Source organism: Halobellus rarus, from assembly GCF_024494595.1.
Taxonomy (GTDB): domain Archaea; phylum Halobacteriota; class Halobacteria; order Halobacteriales; family Haloferacaceae; genus Haloquadratum; species Haloquadratum rarum.
In genome coordinates this window covers 51,188-78,131 of record NZ_JANHDI010000007.1, presented here as the reverse complement: position 1 = coordinate 78,131, position 26,944 = coordinate 51,188, and the positions used below count along the sequence as shown (strand labels likewise).

At 62.9% G+C, this 26,944-nt stretch carries 21 protein-coding genes; 13 read left to right on the top strand and 8 right to left on the bottom strand.

What is annotated here, in order from left to right; genetic code table 11:
• Positions 1–180: 180 nt before the first annotated feature.
• Positions 181–678: a DUF7575 domain-containing protein gene (locus NO876_RS08625; RefSeq protein ID WP_256421284.1), complete on the top strand. Its 498-nt coding sequence runs from the start codon at positions 181–183 to the stop codon at positions 676–678.
• 34 nt (positions 679–712) lie between these two features.
• Here NO876_RS08625 and NO876_RS08620 read toward each other — a convergent pair whose 3' ends face one another.
• A complete protein-coding gene (locus NO876_RS08620; protein ID WP_103992856.1) occupies positions 713–1,141 on the bottom strand; it encodes a CopG family ribbon-helix-helix protein in 429 nt (142 codons plus the stop codon).
• Positions 1,142–2,342: 1,201 nt separating this feature from the next.
• Here NO876_RS08620 and NO876_RS08615 point away from each other — a divergent pair.
• The 3 genes from NO876_RS08615 to NO876_RS08605 all read left to right on the top strand — a co-directional run bounded on the left by NO876_RS08615 (position 2,343) and on the right by NO876_RS08605 (position 6,323).
• On the top strand, positions 2,343–3,491 hold the full coding sequence (locus NO876_RS08615; protein WP_256421283.1) for a hypothetical protein: 1,149 nt from the start codon (positions 2,343–2,345) through the stop codon (positions 3,489–3,491).
• 458 nt (positions 3,492–3,949) lie between these two features.
• Positions 3,950–5,215 carry a sulfatase-like hydrolase/transferase gene (locus tag NO876_RS08610; RefSeq protein ID WP_256421282.1) on the top strand — a complete coding sequence of 422 codons (1,266 nt, stop codon included), beginning with the start codon at positions 3,950–3,952 and terminating at the stop codon, positions 5,213–5,215.
• A 127-nt stretch (positions 5,216–5,342) separates the two neighbouring features.
• Positions 5,343–6,323, top strand: a complete 981-nt coding sequence (locus NO876_RS08605) for a DUF1616 domain-containing protein (RefSeq protein ID WP_256421281.1) — start codon at positions 5,343–5,345, stop codon at positions 6,321–6,323.
• Between the two features lie 111 nt (positions 6,324–6,434).
• On the opposite strand, the gene NO876_RS08600 is transcribed toward NO876_RS08605, so the two are convergent.
• Complete coding sequence (locus NO876_RS08600) at positions 6,435–8,468, bottom strand: hypothetical protein (protein ID WP_256421280.1); 2,034 nt, start codon at positions 8,466–8,468, stop codon at positions 6,435–6,437.
• 312 nt (positions 8,469–8,780) lie between these two features.
• On the opposite strand from NO876_RS08600, the gene NO876_RS08595 reads away from it, so the two are divergent.
• The gene (locus tag NO876_RS08595) at positions 8,781–9,701 is read left to right on the top strand and encodes a glycosyltransferase family 2 protein (protein ID WP_256421279.1); all 921 of its coding nucleotides are present in this window, start codon (positions 8,781–8,783) and stop codon (positions 9,699–9,701) included.
• Between the two features lie 54 nt (positions 9,702–9,755).
• Here the strand turns inward: NO876_RS08595 and NO876_RS08590 are convergent, their stop codons facing one another.
• Positions 9,756–10,922 carry a glycosyltransferase family 4 protein gene (locus NO876_RS08590; RefSeq protein ID WP_256421278.1) on the bottom strand — a complete coding sequence of 389 codons (1,167 nt, stop codon included), beginning with the start codon at positions 10,920–10,922 and terminating at the stop codon, positions 9,756–9,758.
• A 3-nt stretch (positions 10,923–10,925) separates the two neighbouring features.
• Positions 10,926–12,062, bottom strand: coding sequence for a glycosyl hydrolase (locus tag NO876_RS08585; RefSeq protein ID WP_256421277.1), 1,137 nt, complete (start codon positions 12,060–12,062; stop codon positions 10,926–10,928).
• 248 nt (positions 12,063–12,310) lie between these two features.
• Between NO876_RS08585 and NO876_RS08580 the strand changes: the two genes are divergently transcribed.
• The 3 genes from NO876_RS08580 to NO876_RS08570 all read left to right on the top strand — a co-directional run bounded on the left by NO876_RS08580 (position 12,311) and on the right by NO876_RS08570 (position 15,569).
• Positions 12,311–13,204 carry a hypothetical protein gene (locus NO876_RS08580; protein WP_256421276.1) on the top strand — a complete coding sequence of 298 codons (894 nt, stop codon included), beginning with the start codon at positions 12,311–12,313 and terminating at the stop codon, positions 13,202–13,204.
• Positions 13,205–13,333: 129 nt separating this feature from the next.
• Positions 13,334–13,915, top strand: a complete 582-nt coding sequence (locus NO876_RS08575; protein ID WP_256421275.1) for a gluconate 2-dehydrogenase subunit 3 family protein — start codon at positions 13,334–13,336, stop codon at positions 13,913–13,915.
• On the top strand, positions 13,908–15,569 hold the full coding sequence (locus NO876_RS08570) for a GMC family oxidoreductase (RefSeq protein ID WP_256421274.1): 1,662 nt from the start codon (positions 13,908–13,910) through the stop codon (positions 15,567–15,569). The genes NO876_RS08575 and NO876_RS08570 overlap by 8 nt, the downstream gene beginning before the upstream one ends.
• Positions 15,570–15,679: 110 nt before the next feature.
• On the opposite strand, the gene NO876_RS08565 is transcribed toward NO876_RS08570, so the two are convergent.
• Positions 15,680–17,167: a lipopolysaccharide biosynthesis protein gene (locus NO876_RS08565; protein WP_256421273.1), complete on the bottom strand. Its 1,488-nt coding sequence runs from the start codon at positions 17,165–17,167 to the stop codon at positions 15,680–15,682.
• Between the two features lie 251 nt (positions 17,168–17,418).
• Here NO876_RS08565 and NO876_RS08560 point away from each other — a divergent pair, with 251 nt between their 5' ends.
• Together NO876_RS08560 and NO876_RS08555 are read left to right on the top strand one after the other, a co-directional pair.
• Positions 17,419–18,669 (top strand): protoporphyrinogen/coproporphyrinogen oxidase, encoded by a 1,251-nt coding sequence (locus tag NO876_RS08560; protein WP_256421272.1) that lies wholly within the window; start codon positions 17,419–17,421, stop codon positions 18,667–18,669.
• 147 nt (positions 18,670–18,816) lie between these two features.
• Positions 18,817–19,782, top strand: a complete 966-nt coding sequence (locus NO876_RS08555) for a hypothetical protein (RefSeq protein ID WP_256421271.1) — start codon at positions 18,817–18,819, stop codon at positions 19,780–19,782.
• Between the two features lie 67 nt (positions 19,783–19,849).
• Here the strand turns inward: NO876_RS08555 and NO876_RS08550 are convergent, their stop codons facing one another.
• On the bottom strand, positions 19,850–20,437 hold the full coding sequence (locus tag NO876_RS08550) for an acyltransferase (protein WP_256421270.1): 588 nt from the start codon (positions 20,435–20,437) through the stop codon (positions 19,850–19,852).
• A 141-nt stretch (positions 20,438–20,578) separates the two neighbouring features.
• The gene (locus tag NO876_RS08545; protein ID WP_256421269.1) at positions 20,579–21,355 is read right to left on the bottom strand and encodes a PPC domain-containing protein; all 777 of its coding nucleotides are present in this window, start codon (positions 21,353–21,355) and stop codon (positions 20,579–20,581) included.
• A gap of 447 nt (positions 21,356–21,802) precedes the next feature.
• Between NO876_RS08545 and NO876_RS08540 the strand changes: the two genes are divergently transcribed.
• Complete coding sequence (locus tag NO876_RS08540) at positions 21,803–23,131, top strand: sulfatase (RefSeq protein WP_256421268.1); 1,329 nt, start codon at positions 21,803–21,805, stop codon at positions 23,129–23,131.
• Between the two features lie 25 nt (positions 23,132–23,156).
• On the opposite strand, the gene NO876_RS08535 is transcribed toward NO876_RS08540, so the two are convergent.
• Positions 23,157–24,167, bottom strand: a complete 1,011-nt coding sequence (locus NO876_RS08535; protein ID WP_256421267.1) for an NAD-dependent epimerase/dehydratase family protein — start codon at positions 24,165–24,167, stop codon at positions 23,157–23,159.
• Positions 24,168–24,901: 734 nt separating this feature from the next.
• On the opposite strand from NO876_RS08535, the gene NO876_RS08530 reads away from it, so the two are divergent.
• Both NO876_RS08530 and NO876_RS08525 read left to right on the top strand, forming a co-directional pair.
• Complete coding sequence (locus NO876_RS08530) at positions 24,902–25,927, top strand: NAD-dependent epimerase/dehydratase family protein (RefSeq protein WP_256421266.1); 1,026 nt, start codon at positions 24,902–24,904, stop codon at positions 25,925–25,927.
• A complete protein-coding gene (locus tag NO876_RS08525) occupies positions 25,920–26,939 on the top strand; it encodes an NAD-dependent epimerase/dehydratase family protein (RefSeq protein WP_256421265.1) in 1,020 nt (339 codons plus the stop codon). Before NO876_RS08530 ends, NO876_RS08525 begins: the two co-directional genes overlap by 8 nt.
• The last annotated feature ends 5 nt before the right edge of the window (positions 26,940–26,944 follow it).

The window sequence follows — 26,944 nt, the reverse complement described above, 5'->3', positions numbered from 1 at the left end:
CGACAGCAGACACCCGAGCGTGCGATGACGCTCGGTATTCAACTGCAGTTAGCGGGGTTGTCGCCGTCGACAACTGTCTCAATGCTCCAAACTAAACACTCTCCCCGTCAGGATAGCCGGGACACAACCGTGCAAAAACCGACCCACAAGACCTAATCGGGGGCGTCCGAAGTAGGGGATATGGATCGGAAGCGGGGGAAGCGGCCGTGGCTCGCGGCGCTCCTCGGGACGCTCGCCACCGGACTCGGACACTTCTATCTGCGGCGCTGGCGACGGGGGCTTGCGTGGTTTGCAGCGGCCGTCATCGTGTCGTACCTGTTCGTCCCGCCAGAGGCCGCACAGGCGTTGCTGTCGGGAGAAGGGAGCGATCCGGCGGATCTGGCACCCGTCTTCGCGGTTGGCATCGCGAGCATCGCCGACGCGTACGTCCTCGCTCGCCGCCGACAGCAGCAGGCACGCAGCGAGGGCACCACACGGACAGCGGACGGAGCCGCGGGTCTAAATGGTGACGGGCGCGAGACGGGCCTCGCCGCGACCGCCACGATGGGATCGGACGGGCCGTCGGTCGCGTCGGACGCCGAGAGCTGTCCGAACTGCGGGAAGGAGTTGGACCCGGAACTGGACTTCTGTCCGTGGTGTACGACGCGACTGGACACCGACGACGGCCGGGGGGAGTGACGGGGTCACCGAGAGACCGTTCTGCCCGTCCGAATCACTCCTCGACGTCGAAACCGCTGAACTCGTCGACCGGCATCACCGAGTAGTCGACGCTGAGCGTGTCCTTCGTCGCGCGGATCTTGCCGACGAACGTCGAGATGTCTTCGAGGCGACCTTCGAGGACGAACAGTTCCATACAGCGGTGCTCGCCGACGTGGCTGTGGAAGTTCGAGGCGACGAGGGACTCGTATTCGTGGCGGAGTTTCATCATCCGTTCTTCGACGTTCGTGGTCTCGTAATCGAAGACGACGGTGACGACGGCCATGAGATCGCGTTCCTCCAGTCGTTTGTCCTCGAACTCCCCCAGGAGGTTCCGCGAAGCCTCGCGGACGACTTCGCTCCGGCCGGTGTAGCCGTGCTCCTCGGCGAAGGAGTCGATGCGTTCGACCAACGCTTCGGGCATCGAGACGCTGACGACGGTCATATATTAACTCAGTCGGTGTTCGATATTAATTCCTTGCAACTTCGGTCCGGAGGTCGGCTGTGACAACATCCCGGGGCGGACAGAACTGAGTCTCTCTATGTATTTTCTTTTGGCCCTTCGACGTCGGTTCCGAGAGGTATTATATCACTTTGGAATATAGATATTTTATCTTATAGGAGTTGGTCAGTAGTTGAGGTTATGATCAGATATACCGAGGTATGGTCGTGTTAATCCGTATTTGAGCCATTGAAACCGTTTCTGCTATCAGATTCTCTCCCTCCGGTTGCGACCGTTGAAGTAAATTTTACAATATTTTGTGATAGTATTCAATATTTCAATGTTTCTATGCGCGTTTGTACCGTGGACGTAGCGGTCACCTCCGGATAGTCGTATGGGGCTCCTCTTCGAAGCCGAGGAACGACGAACGCCTCCTTGGTTCGGTCACGAGGACCGTCCCCAGACGATAGTTCGGACGCTTCGTTCCCAATCGCCGCATCCGACTGCCGGATCCGATAAGAAACCTCCGACGACGGGACGGGCATCGGAACTGGCGAAGCGTACGTCGAGAAACCGTAGCGATACAATGGTCTACGTCCGATAGAGCGGGTCGACGACGACTTCCGAGAGTTGACGAGACCGGGACACGGTCGGATCGAGATCCACTGTGGGCGATCACTCGTTTCCGGTCCGAGGAGATCCGTCGAAACACGGTCTCCGGATCGAGCCGGTGAGCCATTCGGGGAGTATCGTAGCACTTCGTCGATTCAGGTTCATCCGAATCGACGACTGTAGCCAGTCGGGGGGGTCGAGCTTCTGGGCTATCATACTCCCCTACCAAATCCCAATCAGAGCGTTTGCTCGTCCACGAGATAGTACGCGTCGCCATCGGACGCGAGCAGGCACTGACGGCGTGACCACGCCAGTGTCTACATCGTTGAAGCGACGCTGGGATCGCGGTCGCGTTCCAGAGTAAACCGCCTTTCGCACCGTTAATGTAGCTATTAACGAGTTAATTATCAGATATTGGTGGCGGCTAAGATCGGTTTCTACTGCTATTTATATTATTGGAAGAAATAACTTCACTAGATCGAGAATGTAACGAATGTCTACTAATACCTCCAAAAAAGGAAAGGTTTATCCTATTAAGCTATAACTAACGGATGATGGAGTCGAACGAGCACACCACTCCGGAGAACGAATTATGAAACACGGACTGTACCTGCTGACGAAATCGAAGGTCGAACAGTTCGAGGATGACTGGCTGGACGGCCAGCAGATCGACCTCGTTACGACTACCTTTACCGCGGGATTCCACGACGTCGTCGGAATCACCTGGGAGCCGGGCGCGGGCGCATCGAACACTCGACAGTCGCTCCAGGAGACGTTCGGGAACACCGACCGGAATATGGTGATCGCCTACGAGTTCGCGGGCGAGAATCGCGGGGACTACGGCCCGCCCGCGCGAGGGGACTTCGACGCGAAGTACCGTAGCTTCGCCAGAGACCTCGTCAGCGTCGGGATGGGCGACGCCTACATCGCACCGAACCACGAGTTCAGCCTCGAGTGGGGCTCGAAGTCAGCGTACGACGAGCCGGGGAACTACCGGGACGGATATGCCCGCGTCGTCCGCGAGATGCAGTCGGTCGACGGCGCGGACTTCACGTTCTGCTATGCGCCCTCGCAGAATCGGATCGGCGTCGCCGATGAAGCGTGGCCGGTGCAGTCCGACTACTGGCCGTCGGACGAACCGGCACCGATCGTGACGCCCTCGTTCTACGACGCCGGTAACGGCGTCTACCCCGACGACCCGTCCTCGCTCACAGAGTCGGAGTTAGAGCAGGTTCGGGACGAGGCGTGGAACCAGAAGCACAAACCGGTCCTCGATATGTGGCAGGCGTTCGCCGACCAGCGAGGCGCCAAGATGGGCTTCCGGGAGTGGGGCTGTGCGACCGAGGCCTGGACGAACAACGGCGGACTCGACAATCCCGAGTTCATTCATCGGGTCCTCGATTACGCCGGACAGCACGACTGGGTGTTCCAGACCTACTGGAACGGTGACTCGCCCAAACACCGGATCTACCCGCCCGAGGAGTCGGGGCTGCCGGACGTCGGCCAAGCGTGGCGCGACCGCGTCTTGTCGGACCTGAACAACACCGTCGACAGCGGCGGCAGCACCGACTCCACTGACACGGAGTCGGGGACCGACGACACAGTATCCGCGTACGGCGGGTACTCTCGACCCGATGAAGGCACGCTGGACTGGCACGTCCCGTTGAACGACAACTTCGCATCGATCGAGGAGGACATCAAGGACCTCGCCGAGCGGATCGAGCAGATCGAGTCGACGTAACTGAATCTCGGCCGCGCCCCACCGGTTCGCCCCGTTCGACCGCACAGAGTCCTCGCGGGTCGAAAGCACCGACTTCCGGGCACGAGAACGGGGTATGCTCGATCCTACCGCCGTCATTTTTTATCGATCGAGCGCGCAGTTCCGCTCCCAGTCGTACGTCCCGTCTGGATCCGCTCGCACGTTAAACGAACTATAACAATGTGCGAAGGGGCGGAGAGTTCAGTTCGTAATGAGGACTGATCCTTCGGAGTGTGACGTACGGACCGCTCGAATCGGAACAGCGGCCGGGCGGTCGTCGAGCGTCACGGGAACGAGCCGTTCGTCGCGGAGCCTCCCGTCGGTGGCCGCTGTCGGCGGTGACTCCAACTGGGGCGACGCGAGATCGCGTACGGCTCGCTGGGTGGGGAGTCGCGCTTCGGTTTCCGAGCAGGTAGCCCCTCGACACAGCCGGTGAGAAGATGGGTGGCGACAGTTCGCGTGGTCGGGACATCGTTCTACTCACGATCGACTGCTGGCGACACGACGCACCGGCGAGGATGCCCCGGTTCCGACGGCTGGTGTCGGACTTCGAGCGCGGGGAAGCGATCTGTCAGGCGGCGGCGACGAACGGTGTCTTTCCCACGGTGTTGGCCTCGCAGTTCTTTCACAATGCCTACCGCGAACCCGACTTCGACGCCGTCGCTGACGGCGTCACGACGCTGCCGGCGCTACTGAGCGAGTCCGGATACGAAACGGGGGCATTCATCGCGTCGAACCCGTTTCTCGGGAAGTGGGCGGGGTCATTCGATACGTTCTGGAACGACGGGATGAGCAGTCAGACCGAGGAGCAGAACCGCTCGGAATACACGCAGTTCGACCGGCTCTGGAATCTCCTCAGGTTACAGTCGAGGGTGCGAGCAGAGGAGATCGGTCGTCGGGCGCGGAAGTGGTTCCGTGACACCGACTCCCCCCGGTTCCTCTGGATGCATCTGATGGACGTCCACGGGCCGTACTATCCCGGACTGCGTCGAGGGCTGTTGTCCGGACTGGTCAACACGTATCGATCCATCGTCCAGTTCTCTCGAGACGGGATGGACGCGTCGGAGTCCGTGCTCGAGACGATCGAGCGACTGTACTGGCAGTGCGTCAGACTGCTTGACGAGCAGATGGCGGCGGTGCTGGAGTTCGTTCCGGACGACGCGACCGTGATCGTGATGGCGGATCACGGGGAAGAGCTGTACAACGGGTACATCGGGCACGCGAGGCTGTACGACGAGTGCGTGCGAGTTCCGTTCTACGTACGCGACCCGGGAATCGAGTTGACCGAAGCGCCGATCAGACAGATGGATCTCGCCCCCACGATAGCCGAGAGATTCGACCTCGAACGGCCGGCAGACTGGCGAGGCGAACCGTACGACGGCACCGCGCGAGATAGCGTCCAGGTGAACCACTCCCACCTCGGCGACCGAGAGATGGTGTATCTCGCACACCGGACCGCCGACGCGAAACTCATCGAATCCTACGACGCCGACGGCGAAAAGCAGCGGTCGGAGTTCTACGGTCTACGGACGGACCCCAACGAAACCCACTCGATCGACGATCCGACCGATCCGAGGCGACAGTCCGCCTCGGATCGGCTGTCGGAGTTCAGAGACGCCGAAGAGGTCGTCGAGCGAGTGCTGTCGTCTCGGAGAACCGCCTCGGAGACCGTAGAGAAACGCCTGGAAGAACTCGGATACCGGTGACCCAAACAGCCGAACCGATGACTGACCGAGACAGACGCGGGGACCCGCGCGGCCGACCAGCGAGCGTCGCCGTCTCGGAGGCAGCACAGGTACGAGCCCCTTCGTACGGTAACGCGGTGATCGGCTGATGGTGGGGACGGACCGTTCTCTCGATTACCCCTCGGACCTCCTCGCTGTCGCCGTCGTCACCGTCGTCACGGGGCTTTTCGTGTTCGTTTCCCCGTTGAACGGGACGCCGCTCCGCGGGGTGCTCTCATTCGGCTTCGTCCTCTTCGTTCCCGGATACGCCGTCGTCGCCGCACTGGTCCTCCCCAGCGACGGCGACACGGCGGAAGGGAGACGCTGGCCGACCGAGTCCACGGGGGACGCCGACCGAACGTTCGACCGGCTCGAACGTCTGGTTCTCTCTTTCGGGGTGAGCGTCGCGCTCACCATCGTCGTCGGACTCGCGCTCGGACTCGTTCAGGGGAGAATCACCCCGACCGCCATTTTTGTCTGCCTCGCCGCAGTCACTGCGGCCGGTGTCGGGGGCGCGGCCGTGCGGAGGCAGCGGTCCGAAAGACCGTTCCGGTCCCCTTCCGAGGCGGCCGCGGAAGACGTTCGTCCGGGGATCTCCGACTGGACGACCGCGGAAACCGCGGTGAACGTCACTGTCGCGGCTGCGGTCGTGCTGGCTGCCGTCTCTGTCGGCCTCGGTCTCGGCGATCAACGGGAGGACGACATAACGGGGTTCGGCCTGCTCGCGACGGACGACGACGGCGAGCTCGTCGCGTCTGACTATCCGTCGTCGTTGATTCGTGGCGCGAGCGAACCGTTCGCCGTCCAGATCGACAACCGGGAGGGAGAACAAGTCACGTACACGGTGGTCGTGCTTCTGCAGCGATACGAAGGGGGCGAATCCGTCGAAGAGACGGAGCTACAGCAGTTCGCTGCGACCCTCGAAGACGGTGAGACCAGACGGGTCAACCACTCGGTCACTCCCGAGGTGGGTAGCGGGAACTACCGGCTGACGTACCTGCTCTACGCCGATTCGCCGCCGACGAACCCGTCGGTCGAGACCGCCTACCGCGAGGTGCACATCTGGGTCGACGTCGAAGGCGGATCCTGATACTGTCCGACGTACCTGTATGGAGATTCTCGGCACCCCGTAGTGCCGAAGTATTCCACGAACGAACGAACGTCCGAAGTACGACCACGCGGTGAAGTCGAAACGCTCTCCTCACGGATTTGCGCGCTCGAACTGCGATCCGTCCGAGTGATCTGCGAGCAGTCCGACTTCTCCGGTCGTATACACCTTGTTCTCGGTCCGGACGGTTTCACCAAGCCACTCCTCGGAGACGAGAAGCGTCACTAACGACGCCTGTTCGGGGATCAGTCTGACGCTGTGGTCGGTCCACCGCTGTCGGTAGAGCAGAAGCTCCTCCTCGGTCCTGATACGGCCGTCGTCGACCGCGAACTGCTCGGAGTCGGTACCGTACCGGCTGAGGCCGATCGACGACGGCCAGTCAGTCTCTACGGTCACGTCGTACCGCTCCGCGTAGGCGGCCGACTGCCGGAAGCTCTCCATCTCGGTGGCGGTGAACTCCTTCTGCGGTTCAGGGAGCGTCCGCGTCTCCCAGAGGTCGGGCCCCGAGTGGAGGTCGTAGAGGTCGTCCGAGACGACCGCCGGGCCGGCGGTCGCGAGCAGCACGAAGACGAACAGTCCGGGCGCGATTCGTTTCACCGGCACGTTCCGAGCCGAGACGACGGCGTAGATTCCGCCACCGACGAGGAACGCCACGAACACGCTGAGCGGCAGTTGAATCCGTGTCAACCCGTGGATATCGATCGGAATTCGGAGCATCAGGACCGAACCAAGCAGGCCGACGGCGACGAACCCGCCGGCGCGGCGGTATCTGGCAGGGGCCCGAACGATGCAGACGACACCGAACGCGAGCGCGCAGACGAGAAGTATATTGTAGATTCCGCCGGCGCTGGCGAGGCTGAGCACTGCCTCACCGACAGAAGGTTCGGGAATTTCCGTCCCGAGCGCCTCGATCGTCGCGCCCGCTTCCGATTCCGCGATCTCTCCCTGACTGAACACGTTGGCAACCGAATCGAGGAGCGAACTAACGAACACTCCCTGTGCAAGCCAGTACTGGACGCTCCCGAGGACCCAGATCGCAAGTACCGGTATCCGGGGTCGGATCATATCTCCGACCCCGAACACCCGCTCGGCGAGAATCGGAATCGCGACGAGACACAGGAGGATCGGTACGAAGAGAACGACCGTCAGGTGGTGCGTGAACCAGAGTGCGACGACCAGCGGCGCGCTCAATAGGAGGTACTCGACGTAGCCCGTCGAGTCAGCGTCGATGTACCGAACGGAGAGAAACACCAGTATCAGCACGAGCGCCACGGCGAAGGCCTGTGGGTAGAAGTAGACGCTGTACCGATGGATCGGCGCGAGCATACTGGTGCCCAGCGCGACGCAGAGCGCGATCGGCTGGGCGGAGAACAGGAGTCGCGCGAGAAGATACGAGACGCAGATGACGATCGCGTAGGTGACGATACCAGTGAGCATCAGCGAATCGTACGCCGGGAATCCGGTGAGGAGGCTGATCGAGCCACCGAGCGTCTGCAGTCCCGGGAAGTAGTGGTAGAACGATAGTTCGGGGATCGACCGCCACGTGCCCGTCGTGGCCACGAGATCGATGTAGTGGACGTGTTTCGGGATGTCTCCCCGTCCGAAATAGAACGCGGTCGAGAGGTACTTCGTAAGCGGGTCGAGCGCGTACAGCGCGACGGCCTGTGCGAGGAATTCGCGGGTCGGCACGCCACGCCGGAGCTGAAGTATGAGGGCGCTGTACCCGACAGGGAGCCCGACCACTATCGCACCCGTCCGGACGGCAGACGCGTCGATTCCGGGAACCGCGTCGGCCGCCGCGACCGCGGCGACCAGCACGCAGACAAAGACGAGAACCAGTTTGTACGGCGACACCGCTGAACCGAACCAGGCGAACTCCGAGCGACCCCCCGCGTCCGATTTCCAGTCTGAGCCGATCCCTTCTGCGTCCCAGCCGGTCTCGAACTCTCTGGCACCGACAGCGAGGTACAACACCACCGCGAACAGCAGCCCGATGAGTATGTACCCGCTTTTGATACCGGCGACCGGTCCGAGCAGTTGGAAGGCGGTCACTGACGTGATCAGCGCCAAGAGAAGGGCCGCCGGGAGAAAGAGACGGAGTATGATTCGAGGATAGACGTGCACCATCTACACTCCCGTTTGTGAGCCACCTCGTATTATTATGAGTAGGTTACGAAGGGCGTTTCTCTCCCCCGTTTATCGGCGGAATGGCCGCAACAGGCCACCACGACGGCGTCGATCTACCCGTCGGCTCAGATGGTCTATCGATCGACACTCCGTCTCGGGGATCCCGACGTTGTCGACGTTAACTTCCAGATAACGGCACAACAATGAATACGGGGCACGTTCCACTCGCTATGGAACGATGCACACACAACAGCCGATGCCCCGCTATGAGAGTCCGTTTCGGGAGTCGGATCATCGATTCCAGGGGTCGTGATGTCGGGTGTCACCGAACACTCGGGCGACACGCCGACAGTCGGAATCGTCGTCCTCACGTGGGAGAACTACGGGGAGACCAGCGACTGTCTCGACTCCCTGGAGTCGATCTCCTACCCCAATTACCGCGTCGTCGTGGTCGACAACGGCTCGGAGGACGGGTCCCTGGAGCGACTGCGACGCGAGTACGAGTGGTGTGAGTTCGTCGCCAACGACGAGAATCTGGGCTTCGCCCGCGGGAACAATGCCGGCATCCGCCACGCCCTCGATGCCGGCGTCGACTACGTCCTCCTCCTGAACGACGACACCATCGTCACCGAGGACTTCCTCGAACCGCTCGTCGAGACCGCCGAGCGATACGAGCGGGTGGCCGCCGTCGGCGGCGTCATCCACCACGCAGAGACGGGCGAGATACACAACGCGGGCTATCGGTTCTACCCCTGGGCCGGCGGGAAGGCTAGGCTGATACGCGAGCCGCCTCGGGACGAGCCGTACCCCGTCGACTACGTCCAAACGTGTCTCGTCCTCCTCGATCCGGACTTCCTCACCGAGATCAGTCTCCTGAACGACGCCTACTTCCTCGGGATGGAAGACGTCGACCTCGCCTGGAAGGCGCGAGCACGGGGATGGAAGGTCCTCACGACGCCCGACTCGAAGATCTACCACCGTATCGGCCTCACGGGGGGCACCTCGCCGTTTATGACCTACCACAGCACGCGGAACAAACTCCAGTTCGCCGCGGAGAACTTCTCGCTGACGGAGCGCACGATGTTTTACCCGTCGTTCGCCGCCGTTCTCCTGCTGGCATTCGTCAAGTGGGCCGTCACGGGGCAGACGGCGGCGATCCGAACCGTGCTGATCGGCCTCCGAGATTACGCCGCCGACGCGCCGTTCCGACCGTACTCGGAACTCGCCGGGTGACGCAGTGCGGGCCGCTGGAGTGCATTGCTACGTGGCTGGCCGACCGCATCCGCTCTACTGATCGACACCGTCGAGTATCTCGTCGTACTCCGCCATCAGCGACTCCCACGAGTGGTCGGCGGCGATGTCGCGCCCCGCCTCCGACAACTCCGCACGCAGATCATCGGACGCCCTGAGACGGTCGACGTCCGCGATGATCCCCTCGACGGTCTCGGAGACGAGCGCGTCTTTTCCGTCCTCGACGGGGAGTCCCTCGACGCCGACCGGTGTCGTCACGACAGGGAGCCCTGCCGCGAAGTAATCGAGGAGTTTGAGTTTGGTGCCGGAGCCGCTGAACAGCGGACAGAGCGCGACGTCGGCCATCTCCAGCGCACCCGCGAGATCGTCGACGTAGCCGGGCGCGTGGACGTTTTCCCCGTCCGTCGTCGGCGGATTCCGTCCGATGAGAACGAACTCGACGTCCGGGAGCGCCGGCGCGATCTCGTCGGTGATCGCTTCCGCGGCACGCCGGTTCGGCGAGTAGTCGTACGAGCCGAGAAACACGCAGACGAACGCCTCGGGGTCGATGTCCCACGCCCGTCGCAGCGCCTCCGAATCTCCGCCAGCTCGAATCGACTCGAAGTCGCAGCCGTTCGGAACGACGAACGTCGACTCGGCGGGTGCGTCCTCAAACCGGTCGGCGTCGTCCTGGGACTGAAAGACGACCGCGTCGGCGTGCGCGATCCCGCGCCGTTCGAGCGACAGGAAATTCTCGACGGCCCGTCGGCGGATGGGTTTCGGCACGGACCGCTCTCTGAGGAAGCCGTCCAGAATCCGATAGTCGGCGTTGTGCTTGTTCAACAGCAGCCACGCGTCGTGTTCGTTCGCCAGTCGGATCGCCGCGTCGGTCAGCTGCGGGAACTCGCAGACGACGACGTCGAAGGCGACGTCGTGATCGTCCACCGCGGAGACCGCCGCGCGCGTGAGCAGCGTCCGGAGCGGGTGGCGCTTCGAGACGACGAACGACGCGGTCCAGAGTTCATTCCAGAGCGGCCGCCGTTCGAACAGCATCGAGTCCAGACTGATCTGTGTGATATCGCCCGGAATCGGTTCGTCGCCCGGGGGCGTCGCCAACCAGAGATCCCCCTGCTCCGACAGCTTCTCCGACGTCTTCCAGACCCGGACCTCAGCGCCGTTCTGTGGTGGGTGCGGCGCGACCCGACTCAGTTGTAGCAGGTTCATCGCTCAGCCCCCGTACAGCGATTTAAACGCCTCCGAGGCGTCGGCGTGCCGCGGGAACTCCGACGACTGGTGTTCGCTCTCGGGGCCGATGTAGTGCGACCCCGCGACGAAACTCCAGACGTTGTGCCACTCGACCACGTCGCTGTTGGCGAGCATCCAGTCGGCGAACCACCGGAAGAACAGCGGGTTGTCGCCGCCACCTGCGCCGTTTCGATTACGTGCGGTCACGCCGTACTCGGGGAACACCAGTGGTTTGCCGTGGTCGCGGGCGAACTGGGCCCAATCGTTCAGGCCGAAGTTGCCGTCGACGATGTTGTCCCACACCTGCCGTCGACGGTTTCGCACGCACTCGGGGTCGCAGTCCTCCGGGTAGTAGAGGTCGTTCACGTCGTAGACCGTCAGACCGACCTTGTCGACCCAGTCGTCGCCGGGATAGGCCTCGGTCGCGTCCATATGGAGTTCCCCGATGTGCGGGGCCCATATGTAGGAGAAGTCGGTTCCGTCGACGCCGTCCAACACGTCGACGACCTGTCGCCACGCCGCGACGTACCACCTGGGGCGGCCGACCGCCCCGGTCGCGGCCCAGCGCCCGTTCATCTCGTGACTGATTCGGAGCGTCGCGTCCGCGAGGTCGTTGTCGAGAAAACTCCGGGCCATCGCCCGAAACTGTTCGTCGTGGTTTCCCCTGGCAACCGCGATCATTCTCGTCTGTTCCGGCGGGTACAGATGGACGGTGACGACGATCTCTCTGTCGGCTGCGATGTCGGCTATCGGCCGCTCAAGCGGCATATTCTCGATACGGTACTTCTCCCACCCGTCGCGCGGGACGTTGAGCGAGTAGTAGTCGACAGTCCGGCCGAACCACTCCTCCCAGGGTTCCAGCGCGCCCTCGTCTCCGAGGTAGACGCCGACGCCAAACTGGTCGAGTGACGGTTTGGCCGAAGTCTCGGTTGCTGTTCCCGTCGGATTCGCGTCTCCGCCGTCCTCGTTCGCCGAACAGCCGGCGAGCAGCCCCGACGCGACGACTGCTCCCTGTCCGGCACGTTTCAGTAGCTCCCGCCGTCGGACGCTCGTGTCCGTGTCGGAGCCGTCTTCAATCCTGTCGGTCCGGCACCGTCGGCTCGTTGATCCGGCGTCCATAGCAGTCAATTACCACTGTATTTCCGTTTCCTCCAACTTAACTTCGTGGGATAGAACGGATCGCCGAACGGAGTCTTCGCGGAACCGAGGAGGTCATCGAGCCGGTCTCCACGGAATCGAAGTGGCCGCTCAGTCGGGTGTCCACGGTCGCGCGTAGGTCCGTCGGGTTCCTCTCGCACGTCGGTAGCGGAAACTCACCAGCCGGCCCGCCGAGATATTTATTATACTTGCGACGGACGTTTATCGAAGTGTCAGACGGTACCGCACGCGTTCCAACGGATCGCCCGCTGTTCTCGCGGCGGGCGGTGGGGTCGGCTCTCGTCAGCATCGCCGCGTTCACCGGCCTTGCGCTTATCACAGTCGGTCCGTCGTGGCCGCTGACCGGACCGGTGCTGCTGCAACTGCTGCCTGCACTCGCCGCACTGGCAGGTCTGTTCGCGGGGCCAGCGGCGGTGGTCGGGACGGTCCTCGGCTACCTCGCCTACCAGCTTTTCCACGGCGTGTTCGACCCTTGGCTGTCCCTCGGCTATCTCGCGTTCGGCCTCGCCGCTTCGGGACTCCGAAACGCTCTCGACCGTCCGTCGGATCGGGGAGTCGACACCGATTCCGGACTGGGGATACGTCGTACCGTCGCCGTCGTCGCCGTGGCGTCGCTCTACGTGGGAACCGTCACCGCGTGGGGCTACGAACTCACCGGACGGTTTCAGTTCTTCCCGACGAGCGTCGTCCTCTCGATCAACAGTTTCCTCTCGGCCGTGCTGCTCGGCGGCGTCGGTGCCGCGGTGCTGACTCGCTCGACGGCGATCGGACGAGCGCTCTCGCGACTCCGAAGTTCGCAGCCGTCTCTGGAGCCCCCCGCCGACGCCGGCGGACGGTGGCCGCTCGCGGTCGTCGCCGTTCCGGTCGCGTGGCTCTGTCTCGGGAGCATCGCCGCAGTCGGCTTCTATCTGATCGAACTCGTTCCGGCGGTCCACTTCCGAAGCCGGGGCCTCGAGCCGCTCCTGTTCCTCGAGCAGTCGTGGATTTTCGGCCGGCATGGGTCGAAATTGCAGACGGCGTTGGGTGTGACAGCGATGACGCTTCTGGTGCTCGCGCTGCGGCGGTGGCGGCTGAACCGACCGGAGTCCGACGCCCGAAATTGAAGTCTGGGGGGGCGCCCCGCGGCGGGTCGACAGCCCGTATTCCTCGCCGGCCATAAAACTGTCAGTTTTTGTTATTTTCATCCTCACGTGAATTAAATATGATATGTGTGGCGATTGTGAGGACGCAGTATGGAACTCACGCGACGGGACGCGGTAGCCGCCCTTTTCGCCGGTGGCGGCTCGGTAATTCCGGCGGTTCGAGACGTGCCGGAGCTGGTCGGAGAACCGTCCGCGAGCGGTGGAGTCGAGATCACCGACGACGGCGTCGGTGTCCTGACCGCCGTCGCGAGGGTGGTCTATCCGTCGGAGGTGACGGGAATCGGGGAGTTCGTCGATCAATACGTGCGGGGGTTGCCGCCGGCACGGCAGCGTGAGATTGCCTCGGCGGCGAGAGCGCTCGACAAACGCGCCCGAGGGACGCACGGGGCGGCGATGAGCGCGCTGTCACCGACCGAATGCGACTCCGTGCTGCGATCGATGGGCGTCGATCGAACGGTCTCCAGTCCGGACGGGAGCGTTCCCCAACGGGTCCGCTACCACGTCGTCAATCAACTCCTGTACGGACTGTACACCTCACCCCGCGGAAGTCGGCTGCTCGGAGTCGAAAACCCGATCGGCCATCCGGGCGGGTACGAGTCGTATCAGAAACCACCGTCGACCACGTCCGGATCGGCGTCGGTGAACGGTGTGGGACCTCAGAGCGATGAGTGAGTCGTCCTCGGAGTCGCGTGATCGCACCCCCGTTCCGGACCCCGACGTCTGCGTCGTCGGTTCGGGCGTGGCGGGCGCGCTCGCCGCCTACTCGCTGTCGAAGGGGGGCCACGAAGTGGTGATCCTCGAGGCCGGCCCCCGGTTCGATCGGGAGAGCCGCCGTCAGCGGATGGAGGCGGCGATTCGCCCGGAAGTGGGCTTCGAGGAGGTGTGGGACGTCGGGGGCGCGCGAGACAGGTACGCCTCTTCGGGCGACGTGTACTACCGGTTGAACCGGACGCGCGTGAAGGGGATCGGCGGGACGTCGCTCCACTGGCTCGGGATGGCGACGCGCTTCCACGAGAAGGACTTCGAGATGAACAGTCGGTACGGCCTCGCGTCGGACTGGCCCATCGGGTACGACGATCTCCGCCCGTACTACGCGCGCGCCGAGCGGGAGCTCGGCGTGGCCGGTGCCGACGACAACCCCTTCGGGCCCCCCCGCGAACAGGAGTATCCGATGGACGCGTTCCCCCCGAGTTACTCGGACTCGCTGTTCGCAGCGGCGTGTGAGGAACTCGGGATCACGATGCACACTATCCCGCAGGCCAGAAACTCCGAGCCCTACGACGACCGGACCCAGTGTCTCGGTTTCAGCACCTGTATCCCAGTCTGTCCCTCGGGCGCCAAATACAGCGCCGACATCCACGTCAGGAAGGCGGAAGCGGAGGGAGCCCGGGTCGTCGACCGCGCGCCGGTCCAGCGCCTCGTCCACGACGACGAGGGCGCGCACGTCGAGGCAGCGGTGTACGCGACGCCCGACGGCGAGCGGCACCGACAGACCGCCGACCGGTTCGTGCTCGCCTGCGGTGCCGTCGAGATCCCTCGGCTGCTGCTTCTGTCGGCCTCGGAGACGTATCCGGACGGACTGGCGAACACCAGCGGCGCGGTCGGCCGCTACTTTATGGATCACCCGATCGTCCGGGTCGAGGGCGTCCTCGACGAGCCGACGAACCAGAACCCGATCGGGTTCTACACGAGCGAGACCCACCAATTCTACGATCACGAGGAGCCGACTCCGGGGAGCATCAAACTCGCGTTCGAGAACATCGACCCGGTGTCCGGGACGACTCGCGCGCTCCGCGGCGGAGACCGCGACACGCGAGAGGATATGTTCGACCCGCTCGTCGGAGACAAGTGGGGCGACGAAGCGCTCGAAGAGATGCGAGCCGACACGCCGAACCGGCGCGTCGGGATGATCGCGAATCCCGAACTCCTTCCGAGAGAAGGGAACGCCGTCACGCTCGATCTCTCCCGGACCGACGGCTTCGGAAATCCCGTCCCCGACGTTTCGTGGTCTCTCGGCTCACACGCTCGCGAGACGATGGCGTACGCCCGGGAGATACAGCGCGACATTATGGACGAACTGGGCGCGGAGATCACCTTCGAGAGCGATTTCGACAGCCCGCGGCCCGCCTCCCACAAGATGGGGACCACCCGAATGGGAACCGACCCGGCCGAGAGCGTCGTGCGTCCGACGCTGCGGACCCACGACGTCCGGAACCTATACGTCGCCTCGGGCAGCGTCTTCGTCACCGGCGGCGCGACGCATCCGACGTTGACGATCGCCGCGCTCGCCCTGAAGGCGGCCGATCACGTCGACGAAAGTCTGTGAATCCGCTCCGAGATCCGATCGATACCAGGCGTCTTAGACGCTGTTGGAGCCACCTATCGAAGGTCGCGACCCCCGCCGTACGATCACCGGTACGCAGTCCTCAGTCCCGATCAGCGGAGGGGGCCGACGACCGTGTCGAACAGATCCGAGACGGCCCGGATTTCGTCCTCGCGGAACTCTCCCAGGACGTAGACGACCGTCAGGTAGATCGGGGCCCCCAAGAGGCTCGCGGCGACCACGAGCACGTGGGTGTAGCTTCCCGTGAGATACACGGCGGCGGGCGGAAGGCCCATCAGCGTCCCGGCGAGGACGGTGTTTCGAATCGTGTGTTCGGGGAAACTCCAGTTGATGTGTCGACTCGAGACGTACCAGACGAAGACGACGTAGATACCCGAACTGATGAGGGTAGCGGCCGCAGCCCCCATATACCCGAAGTAGTAGATCATCGGGAGGTTCAGGAGGAAGTTGGAGCCGATCGCCAGCAGCACGCCGATCGAGAGCGTCAGCGTCGCCTCCTTCAGCTCTAATCCCCGTTGACCAGCGTCGGCCAACCCCCAGAAGAACACGCCGCCGGCGACGAACGGAATGATCGTGTACCCCTGGTTGTACCCCTGATCGAGCAACAATCCGCTCAGCGGTCGGCCCAGCCCCATACCGAGCACCATCACCGGGATCCCCAGGAGTACGAAGTACCGCGAGAAGTTCGAGATGATGTCGCCGACCTCGTCCTCGTTGTCGCCGTCCCACTCGTTGACGACGATCGGCTGCATCGCCCGGAGGACTGGAAAGTACGCGAGTCTGAGCCCCTGGTTGATGAGCGTGTAGTTCGAGGAGTAGATGCCGACGGAAGCGCTGTCGCGGATCACCTCCAACAGGATCCGATCGAGTTGCGTCAAGAACGGTTCGCCGATGATGAATCCGATCATCGGCACGCCGTAGCTCATCATCCGACGCAGGACGTCCTTCTGTATCCGCGGGACCACGCGCAATTCGTCGGTCGTGATAAACATCAGGGCGATCGTCCCCAGAATCGCGAGCGCGGTCCCCCAGAGCCAGCCGACGATGTGGTTGAGGACGACGAGCGCCAGCACCAGCGAGATGAGCAGTCGGCCGAACGCGTTGAACGTCCGGAACTTCGCGACCGAGCGGGACTCCAGCGTGCCGCGGAAGAACATAATCAGCGGCTGGAAGAACCCTTGCGCGACGATGAGCGCGACCACCGGGAAGAAGAACAGTCGGTACGCACCGAGCGAGTCGCCGAACAGCAGATAGCCGCCGATAGCGACGAGCACGAACGCTCCGGACACGAGCGTGAAGACGGAGAGGAGATTCTGAATGACCTTCCGGTTTTCGAACTCGGGTGTGAACCGCACGACGGCCTGCTCGAGCCACCCGAACAGAAGCGTGCTCACGATGGCGACGATCGCCGCCGAAGACGCGTAGCGACCGTACGACGCGGGCGGGAACGCCCGGGTGAAGATGAGGAGCGAGACCAGCCCCAGCAGCGACGAGAGGGAGACGGCGATGGAGTAGAAGCTAGTGTCGTGGATCAACTTTCGAAGCCTGCTCTCGACGTCGCCCAAATTATCGGTAGCCATTCACAGTCGCAGATTGGTATGGCAGAGCCCGACTAAGTTCTTTTCATAGAATAAACGTCCTAACACGGCTATCGCGATCGTTTCCGTCAGTTAGACGCTCCCTCACTCGCGAACGTCACGAGACGCGGCAGCGATCTCGACCCCGACGCCGTGCGATGTTGTGACCCGCCACAATCTCCGATGAGGCTGCCCGTACCGGGCGGTAGAACGCGAATAACTTTACCCGAAACAGTCTGTATACGTAGACGACCGTGGACGTGACAATCATCGGCGCGGGCGTCGCCGGCTGTTCGCTCGGCCACCTGCTCGACGAGGCGGGGTACGACGTGACGATCGTCGAGAAAGACGCGATCGGCGGGCTCCTCCGTGAGATCGAGTTCGACAGCGGATACCACTGCGACTCGGCTCCGCACCTGCTCTTCTACGACGAAGAGGAGGAAGCGATCGTCGGGGAGCTGTTCTCACAATTCACCGACCTCGATGCACACGAGTTCTACGCTGCGACGTATCCGCGTGGGGGCCTCGAGGATCCGCACCACTACCCGGTGAGCAAGCAGAACATCGACCGATGGGACGACGCCGATCAGATCCGCGAGGAACTGGCAGAGGCACCGGGGAAGACCGACGCCGAGTTCTTCGAGGAGTATATGCTGAACCAGGTGGGCCCGACGCTGTACGAGCGGTACAACAAGCACTACACCGAGAAACACTGGGGGATCGACCCCGCGCGGATCACCGGCGATTGGTTCGACTTCAAGATCAGTTTCCCCGAGGAGGAACAGGAGTTCTTTGGCGACGGCGCGTACTACCCGACGGACAAGTACACCGAGATCCTCTCGGGGATGGTTTCCGGTTGCGAGGTCGTCTTCGACGGGGTGACCGATCTCAACACCGACGGCGACACGATCGCGAGCGTCCGGACCGAGAGCGGCGAGGAACTCACGAGCGACTTGTTCGTCAGCACGATCGATCCCAGCATCCTCGTCGACACCGAGGAGGAACTGAACTATCGGAGTATGGTGATTCTCGGTGCACACCTCGAGGCCTCGGAGCGACTGTTCCCCGAGCACGTCGACTGGGGGTACTTCCCAAACCACTACGAGTTCACGCGCATCACCGACTACGAGTTCACGCCCCAGTCGATCCCCGGGGGCGAGTACATCCTCACCGTCGAGTTCCCGTGTTTCGTCGGCGACGACGTCTGGTCGCGCTCGGAGGAGTGGTTCGAGAGTTACCTGCTCGACTTCCTCGACGAACAGGGCATCGAAGCGGAGACGATCGACGCTAAAATCCGCCGTGCACCCCACGCGTACCCCCTGCCGGTGAACGAGGAGATCGAGAAGTTCGAGCGCATCAACGGGAAGCTCAGTTCCTATGAGAACGTCTTCAACCTCGGCCGCGTGAGCACGTACGAGTACATCTGGATCAAGGACATCGTCCAGCAAGCGTACGAGACGCTCGAAGAGATAACCACGACGACAGACGTCAGAGCCACCGACTAGGTCGCGTTCAGCGTCGGATCCGATCGACGGTTCCGAGTCGATTCCAATCGACGAGCGGGCGTGCTCCCCATCAACGGTCCGTTAGGCGACGGTTACCGGGTCGGTAAGACAGTAATCATTTAGTCGACGACGACCGTGTGTCCCCCAATGAAGAACCTCCGGTACCTCCCGGATTCGATCGTCCGCCGAGTCCCGCACGCGGGCCGGTTCAGGCAGGCCGCCGACGCCACGCTGACGGTGGCGTCCTCCTGGCTCCCACACGGGGTCGACGTCTTCGATCGGGAGTGGGACGTGTTGGTCATCTTAGACACCTGCCGGGTCGATGCGATGGAAGCGGTCGCGGACGAGTACGACTTCCTGGCGCCGCGCGACACGGTGTGGTCGCGCGGCAGCGCGACGCGCGAGTGGGTCGCGCACACGTTCACGCAGGGCAACCGCGCAGAGATCCGAAACACGGCGCTCGTCACCGCCAACCCGTCGAGTCGGTGGGCTCTGCTGCACGAGGCGGAACCGGACTGGCCCGAGTTCTCGAAGCGTCTCACCGGCTGGGACACGGTGACGCCCGACGCCTTCCTCGCGTTCGACGAAGTGTGGCGCTACGGACCGGTGAACCCCTACAGCGGGACCGTCGTTCCCGAGGCGGTGACCGACAGGGCGATATCGACGTGGCGGTCGCTGTCACCCGATCGGATGATCGTCCACTACCTCCCGCCGCACCATCCGTACGGGAGCCGAGCCCTGCGGGAGAACCGTCCGCTGCGCGAGTTCGAACGCGACCCGTGGACGGCGCTGAAGAACGGAACGCCCCGCCAGGAGGTGTGGGAAACGTACCTAGCTGATCTCCGAGACGGGCTGGATACTATCGCGACGCTCGTCGACGACATCGACGCCGACGACATCGTCGTCACGGCCGACCACGGCGAACTGTTCGGCGAGTATGGCCTGTACGCGCATCCGATGCTGCCGGTCCCCCCGCTCCGGAAGGTGCCGTGGGTGCGGACGAGCGGGCGCGGCCGCGGCGAGTACACTCCGCAGCTACAGCGGTCCGACGAGTCGGCCGACGACCTCGAAGACGAGGTCGAAGAGCAACTTGAGATGCTGGGCTATCGCTGAAGTCACGGAGTCGACGTCGAGACGCACCGCCGATGAGGATCGACGGCGGAAGGCTGACCGCCGAGTCTCAGTCGCGAGTGCCGATCGGTTCGGCCGGCACGCCGGCGACGACGGTGTACTCGGGGACCGATTCGGTAACGACGCTTCCCGCGGCGATCACCGATCCCTCGCCGACCGTGACGCCGTCAAGGACCGTGCAGTTCGAGCCGATCCAGACGTCGTCGCCGATCTCGACGCCCTCCCTGGACAGTTCCTGCTCGTCGATCGGTACGTCCGGGTTCTCGAAGGTGTGGTTCGCGGCGACGACGGTCGTGTGCGGACCGATCAGTACGTCCCGCCCGATTTCGAGGCCACCTTGCCCCAGCAGCGTTCCGAAGACGTTCACGAGGGAGTTAGATCCGATCCGAACCCGTCCGCCCGACGGCATAATCACGGCGTTCTTTCGGATCCGACAGTCCTGGCCGATACGTATGCGTCCGTCCGTTCCGAACTTCGTGTCCCAATCCACCGTGGCGGAGCGATGAATACTCGTGTTGTGCCGGGCGTTCAGCGCCAATCGCCTGAGTTCGCCGGCGACGCGCGACCGGACGATGGCACTGAAGGTAACGGGCCCTTTCTCGGAGAGCAGTGCGACGGCCGAACGGATCGTCTCCATCGTGATTAGTATTCGAACGCGAGAATAAAAGTATCCCTGCGTTATCGGTCGTCGCGCCCGATCGATCGCGGTAATCGCTCGAAACGACCGCCGGTACGGCCGGACGATCGACCGAGCGCGGGCTGGAGAGCCGCTGCGACGCTACGCGCCGCTGCCGCCGTACCCGTACTGGCCGAATCCGAGTTTCCCGTAGTCTGAATCCGAGCCGGGAGTCGCCGTCGGCGTCGCCGTCTCAGTTGCTGTCGCCGTCTCGGTTGCCGTCGGCGTCTCAGTCTCCGTCGGCGTCGCCGTCTCAGTTGCCGTCGCCGTCTCAGTCGGCGTGGGAGTGTCGGTTGGCGTCGCCGTCTCGGTCGGACTCTCCGAAGCGGACTGGACAGTCAGCGTGTAGTCACTGGCGCTCTGGTTGATGTCGACGACCTCGACGAAGTACGTCCCCGACTGATCGGCCGTCTCCGGAAGCGCCGTGGGCTCGTCGCTTCCGACGTATATCTGGTCGAGGTTGTTCCCCTCCGGATCGAACAGCGCGACCAGCGACACGCCGTCGGCCGCCACCCGGTCGAGTTCGACGGTGAACGACTGCTCGGCCGCCACCTCGAACGCATACCAGTCGATGTCTGCCGACGTGAGCGTCCCAGCGACTTCGGTCCCGAGTTCGATTCCCGTCGCGTGGCTCCGGTGGTCGTTCGGTTCGCTCTCCGATGTCGCTCCGGCACTCACGGTCAACGACTCCTGCGAAACGATCGGACCACCTCCATATCCGTACGCCAGAAGCGGCTGCATCTCCGTCGCCGTCGATTTACCGTCGCCACCGAGACAACCGCTCACGAGCGCTGCTGCGGTCGCACCACCGAGCTGCAGGTAGGAGCGACGACTCAGTCCCGAGCCCTCTTGACCCTCTGTTCCGTCTTTCTCACGCATAGTTCATCCGTATGGACCCGTTTGCTTGCGTTTTGGCCGTACTCTAATGGTATGTCAGCCGAAAAAGTACTATGTATATAGTATAGACTTTTTTATATATTATATATGGCTATTTTATATCATCCCACGTAGTAGGTTTTGTCCATATAATAACAGGTTACATATGAGAATAAACGAACGACGAAGGGCGACCCGACTGCACCCGCTTTCACCGCCAAGACGAGGAATACACGTCGACCACCAGGTGACAGAACAAACGAGACCGGGTCGGTAGTGAGATACTACTTTCAGTTACCGACGAAAAAAATATTATCCGGCGTACGGTCTGGTGTGATAGATTTATGAGAACGCGTTCACCGTCCCGACGAGCGGTCGCCGACGGCTTCCCCGTCGACACCGTAGGACCCGAACCGTCCCGGCTCACCGAACCCTGGCCTATCCCCTGAGATGGTCGAGAACGTCCTGCTGATAACGATCGATTCGTTGCGCTACGACACGTACCAGGAGATGCAACCGTCGCTTCCGTCCATCGCAGACCTCGAATCGGAGGGGAGAAGCTGTAGTCACGCATTCGCCACGGGCCCCGGGACGACGACGTCGTTTCCGGGGATCCTGACCGGGACGCTTCCGCTCTCTCACGGCGGTCTCGGTCCGCTGGCTCCCTCGCGTCCGCGGATCGCCTCGGAGCTACGCGACCGGGGGTTCGAAACCGGCGGCTTCCACAGCAACCCATATCTATCGTCGTACTTTCACTACGACGAGGGGTTCGACTCGTTCGAGGACTACCAGAACCCGCTGATGGGCGTCGCAACGCAGATCTTCCCCCGCGGCATCGAAATAAACAACCCGAAGCTCCGGCGACTCGACGACGTCGTCAACCTCACGGGGCTGCTCAAGTCGGCCTACCAGCGCGTCAGCGGCAAGGCCCGCCCCTACGTCAGCGCGGAGGTGATCACCGACGACACGGTCGCGTGGCTGGAGGAAACACGGGAGCCGTTCTTCGGGTGGACTCACTACATGGACGTTCACCACCCGTGTCATCCGCCCCGGAAGGACCGCGAAGCGTTCGGCGTCGAACACGTCGACACCGCGACGGTGTCGGAGATGTACTCCTCGCTCATCCGCGACCCCGACTCCCTCACGGACTCGGACATCGACGAGATGCTCGCACTCTACCGGGCGGCGATCAGTTACGTCGACCGACAGGTGGGACGACTCCTCGATGCACTCCGTCGAAACGGCGTGTTCGAGGAGACGCTCGTCGTGTTGACGTCCGATCACGGCGAACTGTTCGGCGAGTACGGCCGGTACGGGAAGCCCGAGCGGATGTACGACGAACTGCTGCGCGTTCCGCTCGTCGTCGTGAACACACCGCCGTCGATCGACCTGCCGACGGAGGGCCTCGTGAGTCTCCTCGATCTTCCACCCCTGTTCCACGCCACTGTCGACGAGGACGTTCCCACGGCGTACGAGGGCCGCGTTCCGGACGCAGACAGGCGGTACGTAACCGCCGAACACGAGGTCGACGGCGATCCGATCGTCGGCGTCCGCTCCGAGCGATGGCTGTACGAGATCGACGAGATCGAGAACGAAAGGAGACTGTTCGACCTCCAGTCGGGTCGGCGTGTCGACGGCACGGACGACGACGAGGCGACGATGGTCAAACAGGCGGCGGAGAACCGGCTCCGACGCGTCAGCGAAGCGGGCGAAGCGAGCGACGAGGGCGAACTGACAGCCGATGTCGAAGCCCGGCTCGAAGACCTTGGCTACCGGTAGGCGCACACCGCTCGTGGATCCGCGTTCAGATCAGCTGTTCCGTCCACGTCTCCGGCGTCTTGTCGTTGACGATCTCGAGTTCGAGGTGGTCGTAGTCGAACTCCCGGGGGCCCTCGCGTTGGATGTAGTCGACCATCTCTTCGAGACCGTCGCGGAGCGTGTACTGCGTCTCGTACCCGAGCAGCCGACGGGACTTGTCGGCCGAACAGTTCGCCAGTTTGACCTCCTGCGGTCGGTCCTTCATATAGATGGGGTCGAGGTCGAACTTGAGGATGTCGGCGATCACCTCCGCGAGCGTGTTGATCGTGATGAAGTTGTCGTCGGGGCCGATGTTGATCGTCTCACCTACGACCACGTCCTGATGGGCGAGCTTCTTCAGCGGTCGGACGCAGTCCTGCACGAAGGAGAAACACCGCTTCTGTTCGCCGTCGCCGTAGATGACGGGTTGTTTCCCCTGGAGCATCCGATTGATGAAGATCGACGCCACGTTCCGGAAGGGGTCGTCGAACCGCTGGCGAGGTCCGATGATGTTGTGCGGGACTGCGATGACGTAGTCAAAACCGTGGACGTCGGACATCAGTGCCACTAGCTCCTCGCTCGCGACTTTGCTGATCGCGTACGGATCCTGCGGCTTCGGTTCCATAGCTTCGGTGAACGGGGTCTCCTGTTCGCCGTACCGCGACATACTCGAACAGTAGACGAACCGGTCGACGCCGTTGTCCGCCGCGGCCGAGAGAGTGCATGTCGTCGCCTGGTAGATGCTCTCGTTGATCTGCGCCGGCGAGAACACGCTCAGTCCCTCGTGTGCTCGCGCCGCGGTGTGATAGACGATGTCGGCGTCTCCCATCGCCGATTTCAGTTCGTCCAGGTCCGTGCAGTCGACGCGGTGGAACTCCGCCCCGTCCGGAACGTTCGACTCGTATCCTCCGCAGAGGTTATCGTTTCCAGCCACCTCGTGTCCCGCTTCAATAAACGCGTCTGCGAGGTGGCTCCCGAGAAATCCCGCTATCCCGGTGATGTACACTTTCGAACCCATAAAATGGGAATCGGGGCCCTGCGTGTTAAATATACATCATAATTTTGGCCCCCAACCGTACGGGCCGCTGAACGAACCCTACGCAATAATTCCCGTTATACGTTCACAAACTCTTGGGACGACCTGCCGGATTCGACGCGGTATCGTGAGGACTGCCTCGCCGACGGAGTCGCGATCGAATATCCACATATTAACTTTGCCACACCGTGCGCATAAGGAGAACGTGTCAGCCCACTCTGAATCACCCGACGAACCGAACCAACGAAACGAGAACCGGCGGAGCGTTGGATTCGCTGAAGCGACCCATCTCCCCGACACCGGAGCTCCAAAACCGGAACGGCCGGCGTGTCAGCCGGTTCGGGTACCGCTCCGTCCTCGTCGAGGCCGCAGCCGGGAGGCGGTATCTCGCTACTCCCCCCGTCGTACAGCCGTCACTCGACCGCCACGTCCCAGTCGACCGCTCCGTCTCGGTCGATGCCCACGTCTTCGATCCATCGTTTCCGTTCCACAGGGCGAAAGCGAGCCCACACCCCGACGGGACACGAGCGTGACGATGCCGCTCGACGGCAAAGTTCCCCGTTTCCAGGCATCTGCGCTTCTCGTGCGTCTCGAAGACGAGAGTCGACTTCGAGCCGGGTTAAAATACCAATATCGGAATTTTTCTACGACTAACTATTCACAGATAATTGAATACAGGGAGAATTGTTATACAGACAGGGATGACTACACTAGCTATGACAGATAGTTGGAACGAGAGTACCGTCCTCGTGACCGGGGGCGGTGGCTTCATCGGCTCTTTCCTGACCGAGAGACTGGTCGACGAGGGAGCAGAGGTCGTCGTGGCGGATAACTTCTCGCGGGGAAGTCCGGAGAAGTTGAAGCACCTGCTCGACGACATCGAGGTCCGTCGCGTCGATCTCACGACGCACAGGGGCAGTACCGCTGCGACGGAGGGCGTCGACCACGTCTTCCACCTCGCGGCCAGCGTCGGCGGCATTCACTACATCCAGCGGGAGAACGTAGACGGATTGACGCCGAGCGTCCTGATGAACCAGCATATGCTCGAAGCCGCCAGGATCAACGACGTCGACCGGTTCCTGTTCGCCTCGAGCGCGTGTATTTATCGGCAGCAACACGACGGGCTCAACCTGTTCAGCGAGGATCAGGCGATTCCCGCTGATCCGCACAGCACGTACGGCTGGGCGAAGGTCCTCGGCGAAGTGGCGTGTGACGCCTACCGGCGAGACACGGACCTGAGGACCGAAAGCGCGCGTATCTTCAACGCGTACGGTCCCCGCGAGAGCCTGGATCCGGCGAGTAGTCACGTCATCCCCTCGCTCTGTCGCAAAGTGATCGAGGAGCCGAACGGCGGTTCGATCGAACTGTTCGGTGACGGCAGCCAGGAGCGCGGCTTCATTTACGTCACGGACCTCGTCGACGGGATGATTCGGATGATGGAGACCGACACCGGCGGCGAACCGCTCAACCTCGGGAACTCCGAAGAGGTCGTCAGCATAAACACGCTCGCCGAAAAGATCATCGAGATCAGCGGAAAGGACCTCTCGATCGAACACGACCTCTCGAAGCCCACGGGAACCGATCGGTACGCCGCGGACACCACGAGGATGGAGCGGACGCTCGAGTGGGAACCCGCGGTGTCGCTCGACGACGGCCTCCGTCAGGTCTACGAGTGGGCCGAAACGGAACTCGGCGCGACCAAGCGATCGACGCTCGCCGACGGCGGTGGTCCCGATGAGTGAGTGGGTCGGCGAACGCGTCCTCGTCACTGGCGGCGCGTCGTTCATCGGCAGTCACCTGACAGAGGACCTTGTCGCGGCGGGTGCGGACGTCCGTGTCGTCGACGACCTATCGAGCGGCATAACAGAGAACCTCGCGGCGGTTCGAGACGAGATCGGACTGATCGAAGGCAACCTCAAACGGTGGGAGGTCGCCGACCGGGCGACCGAGAACGTCGACACGGTGTTCCATCTCGCGGCCGACCACGGGGGGCGCGGCTACATCTCGAACTATCCGGCCAACTGCGCGACGAATATGGCGCTCGACAACATCGTGTTCGAGGCGGCCGCGAAGAACGGCGTCGACCGGATCACGTTCGCCTCCAGCGCCTGTACGTATCCGACCGACATCCAGCAGGAGCGACGACGGCTCCGCGAGGACATGGTCAGCTTCGACGAACGCGGCGGTGCGTACGCGGACGAGGTGTACGGCTGGGCGAAGCTGATGGGCGAGCGGTCATTGAAGGCGTACCACGAACAGTACGGCATCGACGCCAGCTCCGTCCGCATCTTCACGGCGTACGGCCCCCGCGAGAACGAGACACACGCCATCGTCGCGCTGATGGCCAAGGCGTACGCGCGTCAGGATCCGTTCCAGATCTGGGGCGATGGCGAGCAGACGCGAAACTTCACCTACGTGAAGGACATCACGCGCGCACTGCGACTCGCCGCGGAGAACATCGCCGACGCGACCCCGGTTAACGCGGGTATCAGCGACTATATCACGATCAACGAGGTCGCCGAGTCCATCTTCGAGCGACTCGGCTGGCGACCCGATTCGATCGACCACCTGACCGACAAACCCGTCGGCGTTCGCCACCGGGCGGCCGATACATCGCGCGCCGAGGATCTCCTCGGCTGGGAGCCCGAATACACGCTTCAGGAAGGCATCGACAACACGCTCGACTGGTACGTGAACAACCGCGACCGAACGTACGTCGAGGAGAACCTCGAAACGCTGCTGCACGAGCGGTGACTTAC